15 protein-coding genes are annotated in these 16,239 nt (G+C 55.1%); 3 read left to right on the forward strand and 12 right to left on the reverse strand.

All coding sequences use genetic code 11. The annotated features are described in order from the left end of the window. Nucleotides 1-87: 87 nt before the first annotated feature. The 5 genes from ACR0CW_RS20915 to glyA form a co-directional block, all read right to left on the reverse strand. Nucleotides 88-510 (reverse strand): universal stress protein, encoded by a 423-nt coding sequence (locus tag ACR0CW_RS20915; protein ID WP_155150495.1) that lies wholly within the window; start codon nt 508-510, stop codon nt 88-90. 82 nt (nt 511-592) lie between these two features. Further along, nucleotides 593-1,966, reverse strand: a complete 1,374-nt coding sequence (locus tag ACR0CW_RS20920; protein ID WP_170331851.1) for an alanine/glycine:cation symporter family protein — start codon at nt 1,964-1,966, stop codon at nt 593-595. A gap of 24 nt (nt 1,967-1,990) precedes the next feature. Then, entirely contained in the window at nt 1,991-2,935 is a 945-nt protein-coding gene (gene lipA, locus ACR0CW_RS20925) for a lipoyl synthase (protein ID WP_480789259.1), read from the reverse strand. Nucleotides 2,936-2,951: 16 nt separating this feature from the next. Next, nucleotides 2,952-4,334, reverse strand: a complete 1,383-nt coding sequence (gene lpdA, locus ACR0CW_RS20930) for a dihydrolipoyl dehydrogenase (protein ID WP_480789260.1) — start codon at nt 4,332-4,334, stop codon at nt 2,952-2,954. Between the two features lie 10 nt (nt 4,335-4,344). Next, nucleotides 4,345-5,598 carry a serine hydroxymethyltransferase gene (gene glyA, locus ACR0CW_RS20935; protein ID WP_480740878.1) on the reverse strand — a complete coding sequence of 418 codons (1,254 nt, stop codon included), beginning with the start codon at nt 5,596-5,598 and terminating at the stop codon, nt 4,345-4,347. A 149-nt stretch (nt 5,599-5,747) separates the two neighbouring features. On the opposite strand from glyA, the gene ACR0CW_RS20940 reads away from it, so the two are divergent. Together ACR0CW_RS20940 and ACR0CW_RS20945 are read left to right on the forward strand one after the other, a co-directional pair. Further along, nucleotides 5,748-6,350 carry a helix-turn-helix domain-containing protein gene (locus tag ACR0CW_RS20940; RefSeq protein ID WP_480789261.1) on the forward strand — a complete coding sequence of 201 codons (603 nt, stop codon included), beginning with the start codon at nt 5,748-5,750 and terminating at the stop codon, nt 6,348-6,350. 300 nt (nt 6,351-6,650) lie between these two features. Then, the gene (locus tag ACR0CW_RS20945) at nt 6,651-7,787 is read left to right on the forward strand and encodes a Hint domain-containing protein (protein WP_480789262.1); all 1,137 of its coding nucleotides are present in this window, start codon (nt 6,651-6,653) and stop codon (nt 7,785-7,787) included. 231 nt (nt 7,788-8,018) lie between these two features. Here the strand turns inward: ACR0CW_RS20945 and ACR0CW_RS20950 are convergent, their stop codons facing one another. Continuing rightward, entirely contained in the window at nt 8,019-8,669 is a 651-nt protein-coding gene (locus tag ACR0CW_RS20950) for a pyridoxamine 5'-phosphate oxidase family protein (protein ID WP_480789263.1), read from the reverse strand. 150 nt (nt 8,670-8,819) lie between these two features. On the opposite strand from ACR0CW_RS20950, the gene pdxR reads away from it, so the two are divergent. Then, a complete protein-coding gene (gene pdxR / locus ACR0CW_RS20955) occupies nt 8,820-10,160 on the forward strand; it encodes a MocR-like pyridoxine biosynthesis transcription factor PdxR (RefSeq protein WP_480789264.1) in 1,341 nt (446 codons plus the stop codon). Between the two features lie 93 nt (nt 10,161-10,253). On the opposite strand, the gene ACR0CW_RS20960 is transcribed toward pdxR, so the two are convergent. From ACR0CW_RS20960 to cueR, 6 genes are all read right to left on the reverse strand, one after another. Then, on the reverse strand, nt 10,254-11,762 hold the full coding sequence (locus tag ACR0CW_RS20960) for a TIGR01777 family oxidoreductase (RefSeq protein WP_480789265.1): 1,509 nt from the start codon (nt 11,760-11,762) through the stop codon (nt 10,254-10,256). Continuing rightward, nucleotides 11,755-12,414, reverse strand: a complete 660-nt coding sequence (locus ACR0CW_RS20965; RefSeq protein WP_480789266.1) for a DUF4166 domain-containing protein — start codon at nt 12,412-12,414, stop codon at nt 11,755-11,757. Before ACR0CW_RS20965 ends, ACR0CW_RS20960 begins: the two co-directional genes overlap by 8 nt. 66 nt (nt 12,415-12,480) lie before the next feature. Next, nucleotides 12,481-13,032: a GbsR/MarR family transcriptional regulator gene (locus ACR0CW_RS20970; RefSeq protein ID WP_155150467.1), complete on the reverse strand. Its 552-nt coding sequence runs from the start codon at nt 13,030-13,032 to the stop codon at nt 12,481-12,483. 173 nt (nt 13,033-13,205) lie between these two features. Beyond that, a complete protein-coding gene (locus ACR0CW_RS20975) occupies nt 13,206-15,185 on the reverse strand; it encodes a DEAD/DEAH box helicase (protein WP_480789267.1) in 1,980 nt (659 codons plus the stop codon). A gap of 304 nt (nt 15,186-15,489) precedes the next feature. After that, on the reverse strand, nt 15,490-15,672 hold the full coding sequence (locus ACR0CW_RS20980; protein ID WP_170331873.1) for a hypothetical protein: 183 nt from the start codon (nt 15,670-15,672) through the stop codon (nt 15,490-15,492). A 170-nt stretch (nt 15,673-15,842) separates the two neighbouring features. Then, nucleotides 15,843-16,229 carry a Cu(I)-responsive transcriptional regulator gene (gene cueR / locus ACR0CW_RS20985; RefSeq protein ID WP_480789268.1) on the reverse strand — a complete coding sequence of 129 codons (387 nt, stop codon included), beginning with the start codon at nt 16,227-16,229 and terminating at the stop codon, nt 15,843-15,845. Between the last annotated feature and the right edge of the window lie 10 nt (nt 16,230-16,239).

Here is a 16,239-nt window from a genome sequence, read left to right on the forward strand (position 1 = left end):
GCAAAATCAACTATCTTACCACCCAAATCAACGTGCAAGTCATACAACGGCGTGCGGTTCAAACCAGGCATCTCATAAACCTCTCTTTTAGCGAGACTGGTCACGAACGACCATGACAGTGCAATGCGCGTTGCGCACGACACGGGCGAGGTTCGGACCAATCTCATAGTTCGGGAAATCGCCTTTGGTCGATGCCATGACGATCAGATCGAAGCCGTCCTTATGGGCGAGCTTCAGGATTTCGCGGTAAACACTGCCTTCTTCGATATGCACCGGCACGTCGGAGGCATTGTTCTGATCCAGAATAGCCTGAACCGCTTGGCGCACATGATCTTTGGCGCCTGCGCCATAGTTGGCGGGTAGGTTCGGCAGCTGGATGATCTCGGGGATAACGGACACCACATGCAGCTCGGCGCCGTAAAACTTCGCTTGTTCCAATGCGACCGGCAGGGCTTGCTTCCAGGAACGGTCCTCGGTGTGGTCAATGGGCAAAAGAATCTTGTTGGCCATCACGTCTCTCCTCGAGAAATGGAATTCGGTTTCAGGAAGCCGGGGGGCCAGATCAGTCCCCCGGCAGTTTCAATTCCGTCGATTACTCGGCTGCGGTACCGCCCGGCTCTTCGGACTGTCCGTTGCTGGCAAAGAACTCTTTCGTCAGTTTGAAAACGACAGGGCTCAGCAGAACCAGAGCAATCAGGTTCGGAAGCGCCATCATCGCGTTCAGCGTATCCGCCAGCAGCCAGATAAAGCCCAGATCCGCGGTTGCGCCGAAATAGATCATGACGATCCACAGTACGCGGTACGGCATCAGGGATTTAACACCCAGCAGGAATTCAACGCATTTCTCGCCGTAGAACGACCAGCCAAGGATAGTGGTGAAGGCAAAGATCGAAAGAGCGATCGCGATCAGATAGCCACCGATACCCGGCAAGGACAGTTCGAACGCTGCCGAGGTCAGCGCTGCACCGGACTCACCCGATGTCCAGGCACCCGACGAGATGATCGCCAGACCAGTGATCGAGCAGACGATGATGGTGTCGATGAACGTACCCAGCATCGCGATCAGACCCTGGTTGACCGGACCTTTGGTCTCAGCCGCAGCGTGAGCGATCGGAGCAGAGCCCAGACCGGCTTCGTTCGAGAAGACGCCGCGCGCAACACCAAAGCGGATTGCGGCCCATACAGCTGCACCGGCAAAGCCACCTTCAGCAGCGGACGGAGTAAACGCGTGTGTAAACACCAGCGACAGCGCGTTGCCGATTTCGCCGATGTTGATCAGCAGCACCAGCAGACCTGCGATGATGTAAGCAACCGCCATGAACGGAACCAGCTTACCGGCAACCGCACCGATACGGGTGATGCCACCCAGGATGACGGCTGCGGTGAGAACCATAAGCACGACGCCAGTGACCGAAGTGTTCAGGCCAAAGTTTGATTCCAGAACCTGTGCCACACCGTTTGCTTGCACACCGTTGCCAATGCCGAAGGCTGCAATTGCGCCAAACAGCGCGAACGCAACGCCCAACCAGGCCCATTTCGCACCCAGACCGTTCTTGATGTAATACATCGGGCCACCGACAAAGTTGCCCAGCTCATCCTGCTCGCGATACTTCACGGCACAGACGGCTTCAGCATATTTGGTGGCCATGCCCACCAGGGCGGTCATCCACATCCAGAACAAAGCGCCCGGACCGCCCAGGAAGACAGCAGTGGCCACACCGGCAATGTTACCCGTACCGATGGTCGCCGACAGCGAAGTCATCAGCGCATTGAATGGGCTGATTTGCCCTTCACCCTGACCTTCGCGACCTTTGAACAGCAGGCTGAAGCCTGTGCCAATGCGCATGATCGGCATGAATTTCAGGCCGACCTGCAAGAAGAAGCCAGCGCCCAGGATAAGCACCAGCATTGGCACCCCCCATACGACGCCATTTATGGCCCCTACGATTGAATTTAACGCTTCCATGGTATCCCTCCCATTTGCGTTAGGTTATGCCCCGTTTGCGAGAGCCCGCTGACGGGCCTGCTTGAGAGCGGCAAAATCTTCGTCCGCATGGAACGACGAACGGGTCAGCGGGGTCGCCGACACGTGCAAGAAGCCCTTGGAACGTGCGATCTGTTCCAGTTGGGCAAACTCCTCCGGTGTCCAAAAACGATCAATCGGGTGATGCTTCGGGGTGGGCTGCAGGTACTGACCCACCGTCAGGAAATCGACATTGGCAGCACGCAGGTCATCCATGACCTGACGCACATCATTCAGGCTTTCGCCCAATCCGACCATCAGGCCGGATTTCGTGAAGATCTCAGGGTTGGCGCGTTTTGCGTCGTCCAGCAAGCGTAGCGAGGTGTAGTATCGCGCACCGGGGCGAACGGTCGGATAGAGATGTGGGACGGTTTCCAGATTGTGATTGAACACATCCGGAGAAGCATCGAAAACCACTTCCGCCGCATCGCCTTTACCCAAGAAATCAGGTGTCAGAACCTCAACCGTTGTGCCCGGGTTCTGATGACGCACGGCGCGGATCGTCTGCGCCATATGTTCTGCGCCACCGTCGGCCAAATCATCGCGATCAACCGAAGTGATCACCACGTGACGCAAACCCAGTTTCTTAACAGCAGCCGCTACACGCCCCGGCTCGAATACATCCAACGCATCTGGCCGACCGGTTGCCACGTTGCAAAAAGAACAGCCCCGAGTGCAGACCTCGCCCATGATCATCATGGTGGCGTGGCGCTTAGACCAGCATTCCCCGATATTCGGACAGGCCGCCTCTTCGCAGACGGTCGCCAGATTGTGGTCGCGCATCAGGCGGCGGGTTTCGTAGTACTCAGGCCCTTCGACCTTTTTCTTTCTGATCCATTTCGGTTTGCGCGGGATGACACTGTCAGCCTTTTTGGCTTTTTCAGGGTGACGTGGACGAAGCTGAATGGTCATCTGTCTATCCCTCAGTTCACGCGTGAATGGCGCGGCCCATGGCATCAAGGCAGGCTTCTTTGACCGCCTCACCCATCGCGGGATGCGCGTGGCAGGTTGCGGCAACCTCGGCGACAGTTGCGCCTTTGGTCATGGCAAGGACCAGTTCGGCGATCAGGTCGCCACCATGGGCGCCACAGATATGGGCTCCCAGAATTTTGCCATCAGGGCCTGAAAGCACCTTAACGGCACCGTCTGTTTCTCCGGTCGAGCGCGCGCGGGAATTGGCCATGAAGGCGAATTTACCAACCGAATACTCCGCTCCCGCTTCCTTCAGAGCTTCTTCGGTCAAACCAACCGAAGCGACCTCGGGATCGGTGTAAACCACGCCCGGAACGGTGTTGTAATCGACATGGCCAGCCTCACCTGCCAGCATCTCGACACAGGCGACCCCATCTTCCTCGGCTTTGTGCGCCAGCATTGGGCCGGGCACGCAATCGCCGATGGCGTAGATGCCAGGGATTGAGGTTTGGAAGGTGCCATCAACCTCAATGAAACCACGGGGGTTCAAAGATACGCACAGATCTTCCAGCCCAAGTCCGCGTGTAACCGGTCGGCGGCCGACTGCGATGAGAACCTTGTCGGCCTCAATCACTTCTTCCTTGTCCTTGCCAACACGATCCACCGTCAGCGACAAACCCTCATCGGTTTTATCGACCGACTTCAAAGCGCGACCCAACTGAAACTTCAGTCCACGCTTGGACAGCGCGCGCTGCGCCAGTTTGGCAATCTCTCCGTCAATACCCGGCAGGACACGGTCCAAATATTCGACAACGGTGACTTTCGCACCCAGTCGCGCCCAGACCTGACCCAGTTCCAGACCGATCACGCCTGCCCCGATCACGACCAGATGTTCCGGCACATTTTCCAGCGCAATCGCACCAGTCGAGCTTAGGATGTCCTGTTCATCAATCTCGATCCCGTTAAGCGGAGTAGGCTCCGAGCCAGTGGCGATCAGAATGTTCTTGGCCTCGTAAACCTCATCGCCGACCTTGACCTGACCTGCCTTCGGAATGCTGGCCCAACCTTCGATCAGGTCGACACCATTCTTTTTGAACAGAAATGCAATTCCCTTGGTCAGATCGCCCACGATCTTGTCCTTGCGCCCCATCATCGCGCCCAGATCGATGCTGGCCCCCTCAACCTCAATACCGTGAGAGGAGAGATGAGAAAGTTCGGCATATTTGGCCGAGGAGGTCAGCAACGCTTTGGAGGGAATACACCCCACATTCAGACATGTACCGCCGAGCGCACTGCGCCCTTCAACACAGGCTACTTTCATACCCAGTTGAGCCGCGCGGATCGCAGCGACATAACCGCCGGGACCGCCCCCGATAATGATGAGGTCGTAGGTGTTCATTGGTCTTCTCTCAGTAGATCGGGTGGTTGGCACACAGTGCGTGGACTTTGGTACGGGTCTCTTTTTCAACCGCCTCGTCACCCTCGGGTGACTGTGCCAGAGCATCCAGCACGTCACCGATCAGATGACCGATCTGTTTGAATTCTTCGGGGCCAAACCCGCGGCTGCAGCCTGCCGCCGTTCCCAACCGGATACCGCTGGTGACGGTGGGCTTTTCCGGATCACCGGGGACGCTGTTCTTGTTGCACGTAAATCCGGCGCGTTCCAAAGCCGCTTCTGCAGCATTGCCTTTGACGCCAATCGGGCGGAGATCAACCAGCATCAGGTGATTGTCTGTACCGCCGGATACGATGTCACATCCACGGGACATCATCACATTGGCCAATGCATCGGCACTGTCGATGACCCGCTGCATGTAGTCTTTGAACTCAGGCTGCAGAGCTTCTCCAAATGCGACCGCCTTGCCCGCGATCACGTGCATCAGCGGACCACCCTGAAGACCAGGAAAAACAGCTGAATCGATCTTCTTCGCCAGCGCCTCATCATTGGTCAGGATGATGCCACCGCGCGGTCCACGAAGGGTTTTGTGCGTGGTTGAGGTGACTACATGTGCATGACCGATCGGCGAGGGATGCAAACCTGTTGCGACCAAACCTGCGATATGAGCCATGTCCGCCAGCAACCATGCACCGACTTCGTCCGCAATTTCGCGGAAGCGGGCAAAGTCGATCTTGCGCGAATAGGCCGATGCCCCTGCAATGATCAGCTTGGGCTTTTCAGCGCGCGCAAGCTCGGCGACCTGTTCATAGTCAATCAGCCCGGCTTCGGTCAGACCATACTGGACCGGACGGAACCACTTACCGGATTGCGCTGGCTTCGCACCATGAGTCAGGTGCCCTCCTGCGTCCAGCGACATGCCAAGGATCGTGTCGCCCGGGCTTAGCAGCGCCAGCTTGACCGCGCCATTTGCCTGAGCACCAGAATGCGACTGGACATTGGCGAAGCTGCAACCAAACAGCTTCTTGAGCCGATCGATGGCTTCGGCCTCAACCTCATCTACGTATTCGCACCCGCCATAGTAACGGCGACCCGGATAGCCTTCGGCATATTTGTTCGTCAGAACCGAGCCCTGAGCATCAATGACAGCCTGCGAAACGATGTTCTCAGACGCAATCAATTCGATCTGTTCAGCCTGACGCGTGGCTTCCCGCGAGATCGATGCCGCGATGATCGGATCTGCCTCAGTAAGCGACGTTTTGAACATGGTGTCCTCCTCCAATACCGAATCCTCAGTACGAAATTTTGTTTCCTATAGTGGAAATGATTCCCTTAAGGCAACATATTTCTCCTATTTGTGAAGTTGTGTGCGCATGGGGAAATTAGTAAACTACGATAAAGTGGAGGAATTTTCTGATGGGTGAAGGTGGCCGTAGCGAGGTTTCCGGGCAGGAAGAACTGGATGATGGCGCCGCACTGGGCCGTTCGATCCGCGATGCACGACGCGCGAAAGGATGGACGCTGGAGGAAGCGGGGCGCGTAGCTGGTATCGGCCGGTCAACGCTCTCGAAGATCGAGAATAACCAGACACGCCCGAGCTTTGACATCGTGCGACGACTGACGCAGGCGCTGGATATGAACACGCCGCAGTTGTTTCTGCAGTCTGGCCAGACCGGCATTGCGGGGCGACGCGACTTCACACCCAAAGGACAAGGCGAAGTTCGCAAGACATCAACTTATCTGCATGAACTTTTGTGTTCGGAACTCACAAGCAAGCGAATGCTGCCCTACGTCGCGACTATTACGGCCCGTGATATCTCAGAATTCGAAACCTGGATCCGGCACGCCGGTGAAGAATTCATGTATGTACTGAGCGGTGAACTGACCTTTATCTCGGAACACTACCGCCCGCTGCCAATGAAGGCCGGGGATTCCTTGTACTACGATAGCGGTATGGGCCACGGCTGCATCTCGACAAGTGAAGAAGACGCGCAGGTTCTTTGGGTATCGCTAGAGTGACGATCGGCACATCAAACAGCTTGGACTGTCCGTTTGCCAATACTGTCCATAGGGGCCTCCCAATGCCGCCCATCACGTCGACCTGTTAGCTACGGGCGATAAGCAGGATGCTTCTGGAACGACTGCACGCCAGGCATTGGTAGATGCATAAATCAAAGCGTAACTAAAGTGCTACCATCGAAAATTTGCTGATAGAATGTACTTTCCCACTACCGCGAAATCAGCCAATGTCCTGCTCGGCCAAACCCCCGTATGTGGTTGTTGTGCTAGTGGAAATTTTGGGGATTGTTCGAGAACGAAATGGTAAACTTCAGCATCGCAAACGGGAATTCCACGACGTTCGTCGACACCACCCCCGATGGTGGATTGGTTATCGATTTTGCCACCCTCGACAACAGCTTTAGCATTCAGGTCAACGGCGTAGACCTGTTTGTTGGCGGACCTCCCGGAGCACCGAACGAACTTCAGTTTCAGACGCCAGGCACCGCAGGTCAGACGGTCCGGTTTGCTGACGGTGACAGGTATGAGGTCAATACACCTGCCGTCTGGCAGCTTGGGAATACAAACGGCAATCCCGTCGTCCGCCTCGAGATAAATCCCGACGGGACCATCGTACTGTATGGCGTGAAAGCGAACAATGGGCCGCTCGTGCCTCTCGAGCTATTCAATGGGCTGACGGTAAACACTGCTGCAATCGCAGCGGCCTGGAACGACAGCGGTTCAAATACCATTGTTTTGGACCAGTCAGTGACCGGTCCGACAAACGCTGCCGGCGAGTTTGTAGACGTGCTTTGTTTTGCATCGGGGACACTGATCGAGACTTTGCGCGGCCCGGTGCGGGTTGAGGACATGAAAGTTTCGGATGAGGTTTTGACCTATGATCATGGCTACAAGCCGATCAGATGGGTTGGGTCCCGTCACCTGAGTGGTGCTGAACTTGACGCTCAGCCGCGACTTAAGCCGATTATGATCCGTGCTGATGCTTTGGGGGTGGGATACCCCAAACAAGACCTGATCGTCTCGCCGCAACATCGCGTTCTGGTGTCTTCAACCGTCGCCATGCGCATGTTCGATCGCAAAGATGTCCTGATCCCGGCAAACAAGCTTCTCTCGCTTGATGGCGTAGACGTGGTGGAAGACACGCCGGACGGCGTCACGTATTTCCACTTTCTGTTTGATACACATGAAATCGTCTGGTCCAACGGCACGCCAACGGAAAGCCTCTTTACCGGTCCCGAAGCTCTTAAATCGGTCTCGGCAGAGGCCCAGCAGGAGATCAAAGATCTGTTTCCAGCCTGCTGTGACCCACAGTTCGAGGCCCTTTCCGCGCGTTATATACCTAAAAAGGGCAAGCTCATGCGAAAGCTAGTTGAGCGGCATCAGGCCAACCAAAAACCTCTTTTCAGCAGATCAGCGGCTGGGAGTTCCACTGCTTGATTTCGGTTCTTCCCGCCTACGACCTGATACCTCCTCGAAAGCTCTGCTTATTGAGCTGCTCATTTTATGCGGTCATCCAGATACAAGTTGCTTTGGAAGCAACGATTTGACCGCAAGCGTCATGCGTCGCGCGTGAAACGGCATACCGCTTGGACCTCAACCACCGAATTACTTGGCACATCCGCGTTCTCGAGCCCAAACATCTAACGCTCGTGAAGCTTCCGAACATATTCAGAGTTTGAAGTTCTGCACATGTTCGGGCACCGCCACCTCAGGCAAATTTCGATCATCCGGAATTGGTGTCCCTACTTCTGTTCGAACAGGGATGACACCCGCCCATATCGGCAATGCGTAGTCTGGTTCCTCGTCGCTTGGACCACCTGTGCGGATCTTGGCGCTACCTTCGCTGATTTGCATCCCAAGAACCGTGGTCGCCTTGAGATCCTGAGCATGGTCAGGGCGCAGATCTTCGTAACGACCCGGGAACAGGCCATCGACAAAGCGCGCTAGCTTACGCAGTTTTTCTTCCGGATCCTCGACCTTTACAGCAGTTCCGAACAAGGTGACCGACCGCGAGTTCACTGAATGATGCATGCCGGATCGCGCCAAAACAAAGCCATCCAGAATAGCGACGCTGAGACAAACATCCGTACCCCGCGAATGGCGTAGCGCGCGACTGGCGGAAGATCCATGCCAATAGACATGATTGCCCTCGCGCCATTGAAGCGTCGGTGTCACGACGGGTTTACCATCAATCACGTATCCAACTGTGCACATGGGTTGCGCATCAAGAATGGTGTTGATGGTTTCTCGGTCGAAATGCCCGCGCTGATGCGACCGGCGCAGACGTGACCGTTCGGTGATGGTGAGCATATCTGTCATATCGATAATCCACTGTAAGTCTTGCGACTCCCGGTTTGCAGCTATATTGGCAATCTGTGAATGGCCAATTCTTTGAAAAAATGTCAGTCCAATTTAGACAGCGAACTCTTTGCGCTTTCGCTTGACCCAGATGAGAAAACAGCTCTGCAAATGCAATTGCTTGAGGGATTGCGCAGTATCATCGTGTCTTCACCGAAGTACGCAGGGGCACGGCTGCCCGCCAGCCGTATGCTTTCGGCAGAATTGTCAGTCTCGCGAACAACAGTTCAAGCGGCTTACGATCAACTGATCAGCGAGGGATATCTAATCACGCGCCAGGGAAGCGGCACCTTTATCGCTGAGAATGTGAGCCACCTTGCTCCACCTCGCCCCCGGGCCAAGACCAGCCAATACAAAGTTGACAGCTGGTTGCCATTTCAGACTGGCTTACCCGACACCTCGCTGATGCCACATGCCCTATGGGCGAGACACCTTGATCGTGCCTGGCGCAGACCAGATCCAGAGTTGCTGGCGCGCGCCGATCCCCTTGGCTGGTATCCCTTACGCGCGGCCATTTCTGATCACCTGGCCACATGGCGTAATCTGAACTGCGATCCAGAGCAAATCATCATCACCTCCGGCGCGTGGGAGTCTCTTGAACTGATCTGCCGAACCTTGATCGGAGAGGGAAATACCGTAACCGTCGAAGATCCCTGTTGGCACAAGACTCGTGACGTGCTGAGCTTAACGGGGCTGAAAGAGCATTCTGCTCGCATAGATCACGACGGGCTCAATCCGGCCAAAATCTCGCACAATTCTGCAGCAGTGATCGTCACACCTTCCAGGCATTACCCAACAGGTAGAAGTCTTCCGATGCCACGCCGCATCTCATTATTGGATTGGGCCGACCGGGTCGGAGGATTGATCATTGAAGACGACTATGACAGCGAATTTCGTTACCAGGGATATCCATTGCCATCCCTATCCGGTCTCGATGGACTGCAACACACTCTGTATCTAGGGAGTTTTTCAAAGCTCATCAGTACCGCTTTACGGATCGGATACATGGTTGTCCCGAAACGCCTTGTGGACAAAGCGCGCGCCTGTCTTGAGCAGGTTGGACCTCGCGCTTCGCTTATTCCGCAACCTGCGTTGGCCGCATTTATGCAGAGTGGCGACTTTGCTATCCATCTGCGGCGAATGCGCCGTATCTATGCACAGCGCCAATCCCACTTGATTTCGGAACTCAGGGCAGTCGATGATCTGCTCGAAATTCATCCGGATGTCGCCGGCATGCATTTGTGCTTACCGCTGAAGCCCGGTTTAGCCGCCAGAACCACCGATCAGGACATCAGCCACTTGGCTCGCCAGCAGGGACTATCGGTGGGTGCGCTGTCCGCTCATTGCGTCTTACCCACAAAGCAACAGGCGCTGTTGCTGGGATACGCGGCATTCGACAATGAAGTTCTGACCAAAGCGGCCAGTAAGTTATGTCACGTTTTGCGCGGTTAGCTCGGCCGCTCGAAAGCCGATGTTCATCGGCATTAAACTGTTTTCAAGAGCCGCCGGGTTCTGCTTCAATCAACGGCGGCTCCAGGCAACTGGTCAGTCGGTCACAGATCGGCCATTACTTGGTGCTTTTTGCCTCCGCCTTTCAGACTGATCGTGTTTCCGACCGGTCATAGCAAACAACGCAGGCGTTAGTCGCGGATGCACAAAGGCGAAACCATGCTGCTGCAGTCGCATGGGCACCACGCGCTGTCCGCTCAACATGGTCTCGCGCCCCATTTCACCAAGCCCACCCGAGATTAGCCATCCAGGGAACCTCAGCAGGGCTGGCCGTTGCAGAGCCCGGGAAAGCGACTGTGTGAAATCAACGTTCCGGACCGGTTCCGGCGCCGTCGCATTGATGACGCCATCAATATCCTGTCGCGCAAGCGAGAACGCGATCACACGGATCATGTCATCAAGCGCAATCCAGGGCATCCACTGCTGACCGGTTCCAAAAACACCACCGCCGCAGAACTCGAATGGTGTCAGAAGTCGAGCCAGCATTCCGCCATCGACACCCAGAACCAACCCGATGCGCAAAACAACTACACGCACCCCGCTCTGCGCGATCTTGTCGGCTGCTTGCTCCCAAGCCTGACACACATCGTGCACGAAGGCCGGTTCGGCTCCGGATGTTTCAGTCAGCGTTTCATCACCCCGCAATCCATACCACCCGATTGCAGAACCGTTGATCAAGCATTCGGGTTTTTGTCGAAGACGCTGAATCAGCATGCGCAACGCTTCGGTGGCAGCAACCCGGGATTCAACTATGCGAGCGCGCTTTTTGGCGGTCCAAAACCAGTTTGCAACAGGCTCTCCGGCAAGGTTGATGATCGCATCAAACCGTTCCGTGTCGTGGATCTGATCGAGGCCGGTTATTATTCGCACAGGGTGGGATAGCGTGGCAGCTGTTTCAATATTTCGCGTAAACACAGTCACATAATGCCCACCAGCAACAAGTGCCTGCACCAATCGCCGTCCGATAAATCCCGTGCCACCGGTGATCAACACGCGCTGCCTGCGGGGCATATCCGTCACCAGACCAGCCGGATCGCCGCGATCCAAATAATCACAGCGCACAGCAGCAACAAGATCACGAGCGCTGAACAAACCCACACCAATTGCCGAGAGAGTCGCCATGACGCTCCACCATCCATAGCTGACTGGGACAAGTGCTGTGGGCAGGAAAGCCCAGGACCAAAGATAAGGGGCTGCCAACGCCAGAATAGCACCGTAATTCAGCGCCAGAAGCGTATGATTGATGCGTTCGCTACCGGGCAGTCTGCGCGTAAGATCTTCTTCGACAAAATCCCAAAGCGTGATGAAAACTTCCAACATCAGGATCGCAGATAGCACGATGGTGAAGACCCCGTGCGGCTCAAACCAACCGAAACACAGAAATATGACGGCGTAAAACAGGTTGCGAACGCCATGTAGGCGAAGCTCGGTTTTTTGCGAAGCACGCCACGCAAGGCGTTCCGTTCCTTCGTGATGAACGAGCGTGTCGAAAGCACCCATAAATACCTGAATTGAAATGAGTGTCCAAAGGATTGGGTTATCCATAACGTCCCTCCTGTATGTCGTGAAAGACCGCATCCTGCTGAATCAAATTGCCAAGAAGGCGGCTCTGCAATTTCAGGGAAAAAAGAAAGCGCGATTGCCCCAGATCGATATGCGCGATGGTCAGCGCTCCTGGTTGCAGCCAAGCCGGCAACCTGAGTTTTCTACGGCCCAACTGCAGAAAAAAATGGTCACTTTTGAAATAGATGCCCGCACGATCGGCACTTACACGCAGAGCCATTCCGATCCCTGCACCGATATACTCTTCAATGCCGGTAGGGCCCGCGAAGCGCTTTGAACTGCGGATAACCTGAGGAAAGCCTGCAGCCCGACCATATTGGCGCACCCAGAATTGACCTTTACCTAGGCAATCCTCGGTTACAGTTACTACCGCGGGTTGGTTCAGGCAGGACGTATCGTAAGGCAATGGCCCCCCGAGCAGCCGGGTAATTTGGGCTATCAGGCGACCCACCATGTTCATGCGCATGGAAGCCACTTTGCCCTGATAAACAACACTTGCCCCATTTCGCAGGCGATAGCCAAACCGCTTTCGAACCTCGTCGGGAAGCGCGCGCCAGGCGTTCTTGCCAACAAGATCTCTGAACCGGTTGTCCCTAAGAATTTGATGGTGAGGCGAAAAGTTAATCTGCTTCATTCTACTTCCTACTGTTTAGTCAGGTATTTCTGCATAAAGAGAAATCATGTTCCAAAAAATTTTAGACTACTTGCTGTTGATCTTGAGTAGCGACAAAACCTTGTCCCCCATTTTCATCAGCAAAGAGAGTTTTGACTTGGGCACATTGAGCATCTGCTCCGACCAGCGATCGGCCGTGTTCAGGAAATCCTGCATCTCCTGCATCCGACTGAAAACGGCCGGATGCAAATCCGGTTCCGTGGCGGCCTGAGCGACACAAACGTTAATTGCGCGCATGGCCGGATCAATCTCGCGCTCTTTTCGCCCCTTTGCGATCAGCAGAGCCATCTCCCAAACATCGGTTTCGGCGGCGAAGTGCTCTCTGCGATCACCAGGAACCGGAATTCGGTGGATCAACCGCCAGCCAACGAGTTCTTTCAACGAATTCGAAACATTTGACCGAGCAATTCCCAATTTCTCGGATATCTGCTCGGCATTAAGCGGAGTTTCACTGAGAAACAACAGCGCGTGGATCTGGGCCACAGATCTGTTGACCCCCCATTGGCTGCCCATATCACCCCAATACAGAATGAACTTGGACTTGGAGGATGAGTCAGATATATCATTTATTTCTGTCATAACAGAAATAAATGATATCCCCCAGAGAATGTCAAGCCGATGCCACGAGGCGCAATGCCAATCGACATAACGGCATTTTTCTAAGGGCTTCAGATAACACCCACGCTCGCGGTATCGGGTCCAGCTACTGTTAAGACAATGGGCCGATGTGCGGGAGGAACCGCAACTCAAGGCTACCGCCGTTTCGGGACGGCACTCCCTCCCTTGGCCGCTTTTACAGCAGCCCGAGCACGGTTTTTCTTGCTATTGGGCTTTCCTTTGGGGGGAGGAGGACCTTTAGCGCCGCTTTTGCGAGATTTGGAATGCACGTCTTTGCCAGCCTTGGCCTCAGCCTTTGGCTGACCCTTAGGGCTCGCCGCCGCGGGCTTTCGTTTTTTCAAGGGCGCTTGCGCTATCTTTTCCGCGTCTTTCGCCCTGGGCTTTTGATCTTCTGATTTACGGGGTTTGCGATCCTCGGATTTCGACTTGCTGCGCCGAAGTTCCGGCGTGGCGTCCCGTTCCGTTGGGTGGGAATCCATTTTGCGCCGACGCGGTTTGCCGGTAGGCGCGCGATCAAATTTCGGACGCTTGAACGCTGGAATATCTGGCGCGGCGTCCAGACGAACAATGTCTTTTGCCCCCTCTATCTTCATATCTGGGCCTATAGCCGTCAGAAAACCCTCAACGGCAGCTTCACGGATTTCGACATAAGACAAGTCATCCGCGATACGTATCGCGCCTATATCGTCTTTTGTAATCTTGCCCGCCTTGCAGACCATCGGCAGCAAATGACGTGGGGATGCGCTTTGATTTCGCCCCTCCGACAGCGAGAACCATACGCTTGGGCCAAACTCTGCCCGAGGTTTTGGCTTTTCAATCTGTACAGCACCCAGCTCTTCCGGGGCAGAATACCGCTTCTTGTACTGGCGCAGATAGGCTGCTGCGATTTGCTGAGGTGTGAATTTTTCAACCAGTTGGTCGACCGTCGCGCTCTCACTCTCAGTAATGTCGGTCTGCCAATCTTCGGCCGACAGCATACGCACTTGATCGCGTTCGTTTACATCATCAGCAGAAGGCGCAGATACCCAATCGGCGCTTAGTTTGGCGAATTTCAAAATGCGCTCCGCCTTCTTTCGGGAAGACGGAACTACGACCAAAGCACTAACACCTTTTCGCCCTGCCCGACCTGTGCGGCCGGAACGGTGCAAAAGGGTTTCGTGACTGTTGGGCAATTCGGCATGCACCACCAGATCGAGATTGGGCAAATCAATGCCTCGGGCAGCAACGTCCGTTGCGACACATACCCGGGCACGCCCATCACGCATCGCCTGCAATGCATTGGAACGTTCGCTTTGAGTGAGCTCGCCTGATAGCGCTACGACCGAAAAACCACGGTTCGACAGTCGCGTCGTCAATCGCGAGACCATCGCACGGGTGTTACAAAACACGATAGCGTTGGGCGCTTCGTAATAGCGAAGGACATTGATGATCGCGTTTTCACCATCGCGCGCGGCCACCATCATGGCGCGGTAGTCGATATCGGCATGCTGGGTCCGCTCGCTTACCGTCGAGACGCGTTCCGCATCGCGCTGATAGCTTTGGGCAAGCTTGGCGATCGCGCCGGGAACCGTGGCAGAAAACAACAATGTCTGACGGCCTGACGGAGTTTCATCCAGTATGAATTCCAGATCCTCACGAAAGCCCAGGTCCAGCATTTCATCAGCTTCGTCCAAAACCACCGCGCGCACTTGGGTCAGATCAATGGATCCTCGCATGATATGATCGCGCAACCGACCAGGAGTAGCGACGACAATATGCGAACCGCGTGCCAAAGCACGACGTTCATCGCGCATATCCATGCCACCCACGCAAGACGCCAGAAACGCGCCCGCATCGGCATAAAGCCATCCAAGCTCACGCTTCACCTGCATCGCCAGTTCCCGGGTCGGTGCGATAACCAGAGCCAATGGCGCACCGGAAGCACCGAATGTGTCATCGTCTCCCAGCAAGGTGGGGGCTATCGCCAATCCAAAGCCGATGGTTTTCCCCGACCCCGTTTGTGCAGACACCAACAGATCCCGGCCTTCCAGTTCTGGCTGAGTGACCGCTTGCTGAACTGGTGTCAAAGCCTCATAGCCCTTACGGGCAAGCGCGTCTGCGATGGTTTTTTTCACGGCTGAGATTCTCTGTGTAAGGCAGGCTGTGCGACTGAGCAGCATTGCAAGCAGCGCATCATCCGAGATTAAAGACCGCCCTCTATCGGGTAGAATTCGGTTTGTATAGCCACTGTATCCTACTTGTTGCGGAAAACGGCGCGTTTTGTGCAAATAGTCCCCGCCGCAACGCAATCTACGCGGTCAGCCTCAGGGCGATTGGCAAGGAGCAGCACCTACAGCGCCTCGCACCTCAGGCGTTACGGAACCGCAATCGGCATTTTAATTATCAATTTAAACTGCGTTCTTAGATGGTGGCACAGGTTCAGAAACAGAGCATAAAGTCCGAGCGAACCTCTCCGGCCTCGGTCGTATTACCATGATGCGCATGGTGAAACTGGTGCGCGCGTCCTTCAGCTTCGGTTTCAAGTGTCGGGTGCAACGGGCAGACGTAGCCGATCTGGGGGGTAACAACCGCGCGGGATACGCTGGATTGGTCACTTTTCAATGCGCCACCTTTTTGAGGGTCGGCGTGTAGCCCTTTCTAGGCATTCAGGCACAGCGAGCTTCGCCAATACTATTGGCGTCGTCGCCGAAGCCAGTCACTGCCTTAAGCCGATAAACTTAGTCATAGATTTCTTTGGGTGCTTGCGCCCCGTCACAATCGATCTCCGCGATCTATATCTGACCAAGATTTTTGAGGATTGGACAGTCGGGGCGGTGGTCGCCAGCACATTCGTCGATCAGATGAGACAGCGTGTCATGCATCGCTTTCAGATCGGCAATCTTATCGTCTATCTCTTTGAGATTCTGTTTGGCGATTTCTTTCACGTCAGCGCTGGCGCGTTCTTTGTCCTCGTATAGCGCCAATAACGAGCGACAATCCTCAATGGTGAAGCCCAAAGAACGGGCTCTTCCGATGAAGGCCAGTTTGTGCAGTTCCTTTTCATCGAAATGGCGATACCCATTCAAACTGCGCTTTGGCTTGATGAATCCGATATCTTCGTAATAGCGGATCGTTTTAGCTGGCAGACCCGAACGTTCTGCTACATCTCCAATATTCATAGCAGTTCTC

It is taken from the genome of Ruegeria sp. CH6 (assembly GCF_056537005.1).

Bases quoted from the DNA above. Each gene is read 5' to 3' on its own strand.
- ACR0CW_RS20950 (WP_480789263.1), bottom strand. From the start codon at position 8,669: ATGACAGATATGCTCACCATCACCGAACGGTCACGTCTGCGCCGGTCG.
- ACR0CW_RS20920 (WP_170331851.1), bottom strand. From the start codon at position 1,966: ATGGAAGCGTTAAATTCAATCGTAGGGGCCATAAATGGCGTCGTATGG.
- pdxR (WP_480789264.1), top strand. From the start codon at position 8,820: ATGCAATTGCTTGAGGGATTGCGCAGTATCATCGTGTCTTCACCGAAG.
- cueR (WP_480789268.1), bottom strand. From the start codon at position 16,229: ATGAATATTGGAGATGTAGCAGAACGTTCGGGTCTGCCAGCTAAAACG.
- ACR0CW_RS20940 (WP_480789261.1), top strand. From the start codon at position 5,748: ATGGGTGAAGGTGGCCGTAGCGAGGTTTCCGGGCAGGAAGAACTGGAT.
- ACR0CW_RS20965 (WP_480789266.1), bottom strand. From the start codon at position 12,414: ATGAAGCAGATTAACTTTTCGCCTCACCATCAAATTCTTAGGGACAAC.
- lipA (WP_480789259.1), bottom strand. From the start codon at position 2,935: ATGACCATTCAGCTTCGTCCACGTCACCCTGAAAAAGCCAAAAAGGCT.
- ACR0CW_RS20960 (WP_480789265.1), bottom strand. From the start codon at position 11,762: ATGGATAACCCAATCCTTTGGACACTCATTTCAATTCAGGTATTTATG.
- glyA (WP_480740878.1), bottom strand. From the start codon at position 5,598: ATGTTCAAAACGTCGCTTACTGAGGCAGATCCGATCATCGCGGCATCG.
- lpdA (WP_480789260.1), bottom strand. From the start codon at position 4,334: ATGAACACCTACGACCTCATCATTATCGGGGGCGGTCCCGGCGGTTAT.
- ACR0CW_RS20970 (WP_155150467.1), bottom strand. From the start codon at position 13,032: ATGACAGAAATAAATGATATATCTGACTCATCCTCCAAGTCCAAGTTC.
- ACR0CW_RS20915 (WP_155150495.1), bottom strand. From the start codon at position 510: ATGGCCAACAAGATTCTTTTGCCCATTGACCACACCGAGGACCGTTCC.
- ACR0CW_RS20945 (WP_480789262.1), top strand. From the start codon at position 6,651: ATGGTAAACTTCAGCATCGCAAACGGGAATTCCACGACGTTCGTCGAC.